At 33.2% G+C, this 5,242-nt stretch carries 5 protein-coding genes and 2 pseudogenes; 5 read left to right on the top strand and 2 right to left on the bottom strand.

What is annotated here, in order from left to right; translation table 11 throughout:
• Window positions 1-246: pseudogene (locus tag BUQ87_RS14695) on the bottom strand (IS21 family transposase); the annotation flags it as partial.
• A 1,223-nt stretch (window positions 247-1,469) separates the two neighbouring features.
• On the opposite strand from BUQ87_RS14695, the gene BUQ87_RS14690 reads away from it, so the two are divergent.
• From BUQ87_RS14690 to BUQ87_RS14670, 5 genes and pseudogenes are all read left to right on the top strand, one after another.
• On the top strand, window positions 1,470-2,441 hold the full coding sequence (locus BUQ87_RS14690; RefSeq protein ID WP_038260751.1) for a permease: 972 nt from the start codon (window positions 1,470-1,472) through the stop codon (window positions 2,439-2,441).
• A 42-nt stretch (window positions 2,442-2,483) separates the two neighbouring features.
• Window positions 2,484-2,714: pseudogene (locus BUQ87_RS15890) on the top strand (4Fe-4S dicluster domain-containing protein); the annotation flags it as partial.
• A 22-nt stretch (window positions 2,715-2,736) separates the two neighbouring features.
• Window positions 2,737-3,162 (top strand): universal stress protein, encoded by a 426-nt coding sequence (locus BUQ87_RS14680; RefSeq protein WP_074210133.1) that lies wholly within the window; start codon window positions 2,737-2,739, stop codon window positions 3,160-3,162.
• A 39-nt stretch (window positions 3,163-3,201) separates the two neighbouring features.
• Entirely contained in the window at window positions 3,202-3,432 is a 231-nt protein-coding gene (locus BUQ87_RS14675) for a thioredoxin family protein (protein WP_038260757.1), read from the top strand.
• A gap of 202 nt (window positions 3,433-3,634) precedes the next feature.
• Window positions 3,635-4,810 (top strand): MFS transporter, encoded by a 1,176-nt coding sequence (locus BUQ87_RS14670; protein ID WP_038261479.1) that lies wholly within the window; start codon window positions 3,635-3,637, stop codon window positions 4,808-4,810.
• A 193-nt stretch (window positions 4,811-5,003) separates the two neighbouring features.
• Here the strand turns inward: BUQ87_RS14670 and BUQ87_RS14665 are convergent.
• On the bottom strand, window positions 5,004-5,242 hold a 239-nt coding region (locus BUQ87_RS14665), incomplete at its 5' end, for an ATP-binding protein (RefSeq protein WP_159434359.1).

The following is a 5,242-nucleotide window of genomic DNA, read 5'->3' as shown; positions in this document are numbered from 1 at the left end:
TATTTTACCCGTGTATCCTTGGCTCTGTATTTCTTCATATATGACAACTGCGTTGAAACATCCTTCGTTCATCCTTTGCATGATATAGTTTTTATACGAGTCTAACTTAGACGGTTTCTTTTTTGTCCGCTTATATTCAGGAGCCTTGTTTTGATTGAGCCATGTGCTTATGGTTTTAGAACTCTTGCCCATTATTTGAGCAATATCTTTAATGTACAAACCTTGATTTTTCATATCTCTTATCATGAAAATTTCCTCCATTTTTATCACGGGACCTCACTCCTTCAGACTCATTCTTAAAGTGAGTATACCGTTTTTTATCGGTAATTTTCAATCGGAGATTATCTGTAGTTTATCATCGTTTATGACATTTCTTCGGTTTTATCTTACTATCTTGCATTTTCATAGCAACTAAAAAGTATTTTATGGATGTCCTTTATATCGGCTGCTTCGGGAAAGGTATTTGGATACGCCAAATAAAGCGTCATTCTTTCTGCATATCCAATAAAGTGGGTGCCTTTTGTGCTCCTTTGCGGAGTCTATGCTTTTATAGTAAGTTTTCTGACTATCTGCTTTTGTATGAAAACAATTGAAATTTAAATTTTATTTACTGGCCAATTGGTATTTTCATGGACGCTTTCCAAATTGAACCCCATGCGCTGTATTGTTTTTATGCAGCTTTGTATGCTACTGGTATTTTAATAGCACTCATCATTTTTTGAGCATAATACTAATTCATTTTTTAAGGATTGCATAAAATACCCGGATTAGTTTGCTGCTTATCGTGATCAGTGATTTCTATTTTAAATAGGTTGATACTTCCTATTATGTAGTAATGGTGAATTTTTTTGAATTCTTCATTAAATCTGACTTTTATTGATTACAGGAATGCCCTTTTAAATTAATGATGTTTGTCGAAGCTTAGAATGCAAGCTGATTATAGAAACAGCAGTTTTAAAACGTTATATCCGTACATGAACATAAACGCATATTAATATTACATATTTATTGTAGAAATGTCAATTCGAATACAAATAGATTAATACATATAAAAATATATGATTGCATGTATTCAAACGTACTGTGAGCTTAAAAATAATAACTTGATATAAAGCTATTAAAAAATTTATTTGGAAAGTATCATGTAATTATTTAAATATTAATCACAAATGAGTAAAATTGTAAATGAATAAATATCAATACACATAGAACGTAAGTATACAGTGGGTGGGATTAAATCAAATATACTCATCAAAATACATAAGGTGACAATTGTAAAAAATAATAACTATTTTTTGATTATTACTATGTTTAGGACGGTATCCCTATACTACATAAGATTATAAAAATGATTTTAAAAAAAAGAAGTTGACAACTATAAAATATAGGAGTATTCTTATGTCAAAAGATTATATGAGTATATACGCATATACAAATTTAGAAGACGAAGATATTAGGGAGGGATTTGTATGTTTGATTGGCTTGATAAACTTGTTGCACTTCTTGTAGAAAACATATTCGACATATCGATGTCCACAAGACTAGGCTCAAGTATCCACTTTTTTATATATGACACCATAAAGATAATAATACTTCTAGGAATAATGATATTTGCAATATCATATATAAGAAGCTACTTTCCACCTGAGAAGACAAAGAGGATACTTGAAAACTTCAAGGGTATAAAAGGGAATATAATGGCATCACTTCTTGGAATAGTTACTCCGTTTTGCTCATGTTCGTCGGTTCCACTTTTCATAGGTTTCGTCGAAGCTGGAATACCTATCGGAGTAACATTTTCGTTCCTTATAACATCACCCATAGTTAATGAAGCTGCTTTTGCAATACTCCTTGCATCATTTGGATGGAAGCTTGCTGTGACATATGTAGTAGCTGGAGTGGTTGTAGGTGTTATAGGAGGAATTGTAATACAAAAGCTGCATATGGAAAAACAGGTCGAAGAATATGTATATGAAATGCAGATAGGAAAAGGCGAAATAGTCGAAATGGATAATTCTGCAAGGTTACAATTTGCAAAAGACAATGTAATTGAAATAGTAAATAGAATATGGATTTACCTCATTATAGGAATAGGGATAGGGGCATTTATACACGGCTGGGCGCCTGCTCCACTACTTGCAAAGTATGCAGGTCCAAACAATCCGTTCGCAGTGGCTGTTGGGGTCGTGTTTGGAATACCACTATATTCAAATGCACTTGGAACAATACCTATAGCGGAAGCACTTATAAGAAAAGGTGTCGGAATAGGAACGGCTCTTGCATTTATGATGTCGGTAACAGCCCTTTCACTTCCTGAGATGATACTTCTTAGAAAGGTAATAAAGCCTAAGCTTATAGCTTCTTTTGTTACAATAACGGGCATAGGGATAATACTCGTAGGCTATCTCTTTAATGCAATAGGACATTTGATGTCCATATAAAAATATATTTCATGGAGGTACTTATATATGTAGAAAACTTGGTATCCTGTAATTGATTATGAAAATTGCATAGACTGTGGTGTGTGCCTTAACAAGTGTAAGAATGGAGTTTATGAAAAAAGAGAAAATAGCATTGTAGTAGTAAATCCACAGGTATGTATACAAGGCTGCAGAGGATGTCAGAATCTATGCCCGGCAGATGCGATTTCATATGTGGGAGATACTGGGAAAACCGATGATTCTGAATGCTCATGCGGATGTTGCGATTGTTAGATATAAAAAGGGGGGACAGATAATGGCTGGAATACTTTTACCTGTTGCGGATATGAAGTATGATAAAAAGGCGTTTGATACTGCAATTGAAATAGCTCAAAAGTTGAACTTGAAAATAACACTTATAAATGTCCAAAATATAGATGAAATGGAAAGATGCAAGATCTACGAGGAATACTTCATGATAAAGGATGCCGATTTTGAACACATATCAAAAAAAATCCTTGAAAACGCAAAAACTTTTTTTGAGGGTAAAGACGTTGAAGTAGATATAAAGACTGAATATGGAGATCCAGCGGAAACTATAATAGATATGGCTGAAAAACAGGAGTTTGATTATGTAATAATAAATAGCCACAGAATAGATTCGAAAAAAAGATTTCTACTTGGAAGTGTCACAAATAAGGTCGTTCATCATGCAACAAGACCTGTGCTTGTAATAAAATAAATGCTTAAATGGTTACTTATTTTTTAGGAGGTGTATTTTATGATTATTAAAATACTTGGAACAGGATGTGCAAATTGCAAAAAGCTTACTGAAAATGTAAATAAAGCAATAGACGAACTTGGAATTGATGCACAGGTAGAGAAGGTTGAAGACATACCAGGAATAATGAAATATGGAGTTATGAAAACACCAGCACTTGTAGTTGATGAGCAGGTTAAGATAATGGGCAAGGTAGCGAAAGTTGATGAGATAAAAAAAATTCTTGCTTAATTATAAAAATAATCTAAAACAAGTTCGCTTCTTAAAGTATATAAAATCGAACTTGTTTTGGATTTATATAGAGTGACCAATTTTGTAGGAAAATAATTAGAACATTCATATTGAAATTAATGAAATGCCCCTATGTGGGTAAATTTTATTTTTGAAATATCAATATATTCGTATATTACGATAAAAGGATGTGGGGTTGGAAATGGATGAAAAAAAGAGAAACAAGATGATAGTGATATTAAGCCTGATGGCTTTTTTCGCTAATGGCGACAACTATGCTGTTGCACCTTTATTAATCAATATTTCAAAGGATTTGAGCATAAATATAGAAAGTGCTGCTTTATCAGTAACAGCATATATGCTGGCATTTGGTTTTTTTACAATCATATTCGGGCCACTTGGAGATCGCTATGGAAAAACAAAGATAGTCAATATTGCTGCTTTTGGAACAGCTATTTTCAGTATATTGGGATCTACTGCATTTAATTTGAAATCTCTTATATTCCTTCGTGCAATGAATGGAGCCTTTGGAGCTGGAATATTTCCTGTAACAATGGCACTTGTAGGAGAGAGTTTCGAGCCCTCAAACAGACAAAAGGCAATAGGAAAGGTAATGGGAATGATGTTTTTAGGTGGAGCATCAGCTACGGCTATAGGAGGGGCATTGGCATATTTTGGTTCTTGGCGAATGGTATATCTTGTTTATGGAATAGCAGAACTGGCTATTGCACTGGTTATGCTGAAAGCATTGCCGAAGAGTCCATCTGTTATTGATTCATTAAACTTTACAGGTGTGTATAAAAAAGCGCTTGCAAATAAAAATTTGACTTCAGTTGTAGGGACTATTTTTCTTGTAGGGTTCAGTGTATTTGGAAGCTTTACATATTCAGGTAAACTTCTTGAAAGTAGGACGGGATACACAGTATTATCAGTGGGTTTAATACTAACTCTATTTGGTGTAGCTACTGTCATAGGAGGACGAAAAGCAGCCGTAGTAAGACAGAAACTAAAAAACAGATTTTTGCTGTTTGCAGGATTTCTTGGAAGTATTTCATTGTTTACGATTGCATATATTAAAAATCCGATTTACATTGGATTGGCTTTATTCGGATTTGGACTGGCATTTGTTTTCTTACAGTCTACTTTGGTAACAAATGCTCAAGAAGCTATGCCACAGCTTCGCGGAACAGCTATGTCTCTTGCATCATTCAACATGTTTGTAGGAGGAGGTATTGGAACATTTATAAACGGAAAAATATTAAGCACATTTAACGTAGGTAATATATTTGCTGTTGCAGGGATAGTTATTTTCATAGTTGGAATTATTGCGACAAATGTAGTATTTAAGGAGCAAAAGAAACTAAAAGCTGCATCTTAGAAAAGGTAAATGAGTATAATCTAAATAGATATATGCTTATTTACAGAAATTAATAGGGCAAAGATAGAAACTCAGTTTGAACCTAATTCAAACTGAGTTTTTATCTTTGCTATTTGTAATATTGTGTTTTGCAATAAATAAATATACAAAAGTGAAAAAAATAAATGCAACATCCATGTTTACAAAAATTCAATTAATTGGTTTTCATGAGCGAGTGTTCAATCCTAAAGCTTGGCCCATTAAATACCAGTAAATGGCTATGATGAACCATCCTGTCTATTATTGCATTTGTAAGCTTTTCGTCGTAAAATATGCCATTCCATTTACTAAATTCCAAATTTGTAGTTATTATCAGGCTCTTCTTTTCGTAAAAATCAGAAATAACTTGATAAAGCAATTTTGCTCCTTCTACATCTATGGGAATATACCCCC

It is taken from the genome of Peptoclostridium litorale DSM 5388 (genome assembly GCF_900141635.1).
In the GTDB taxonomy this organism is placed as follows: domain Bacteria; phylum Bacillota; class Clostridia; order Peptostreptococcales; family Peptostreptococcaceae; genus Peptoclostridium; species Peptoclostridium litorale.
This window is presented reverse-complemented; position numbering and strand designations above follow the sequence as displayed.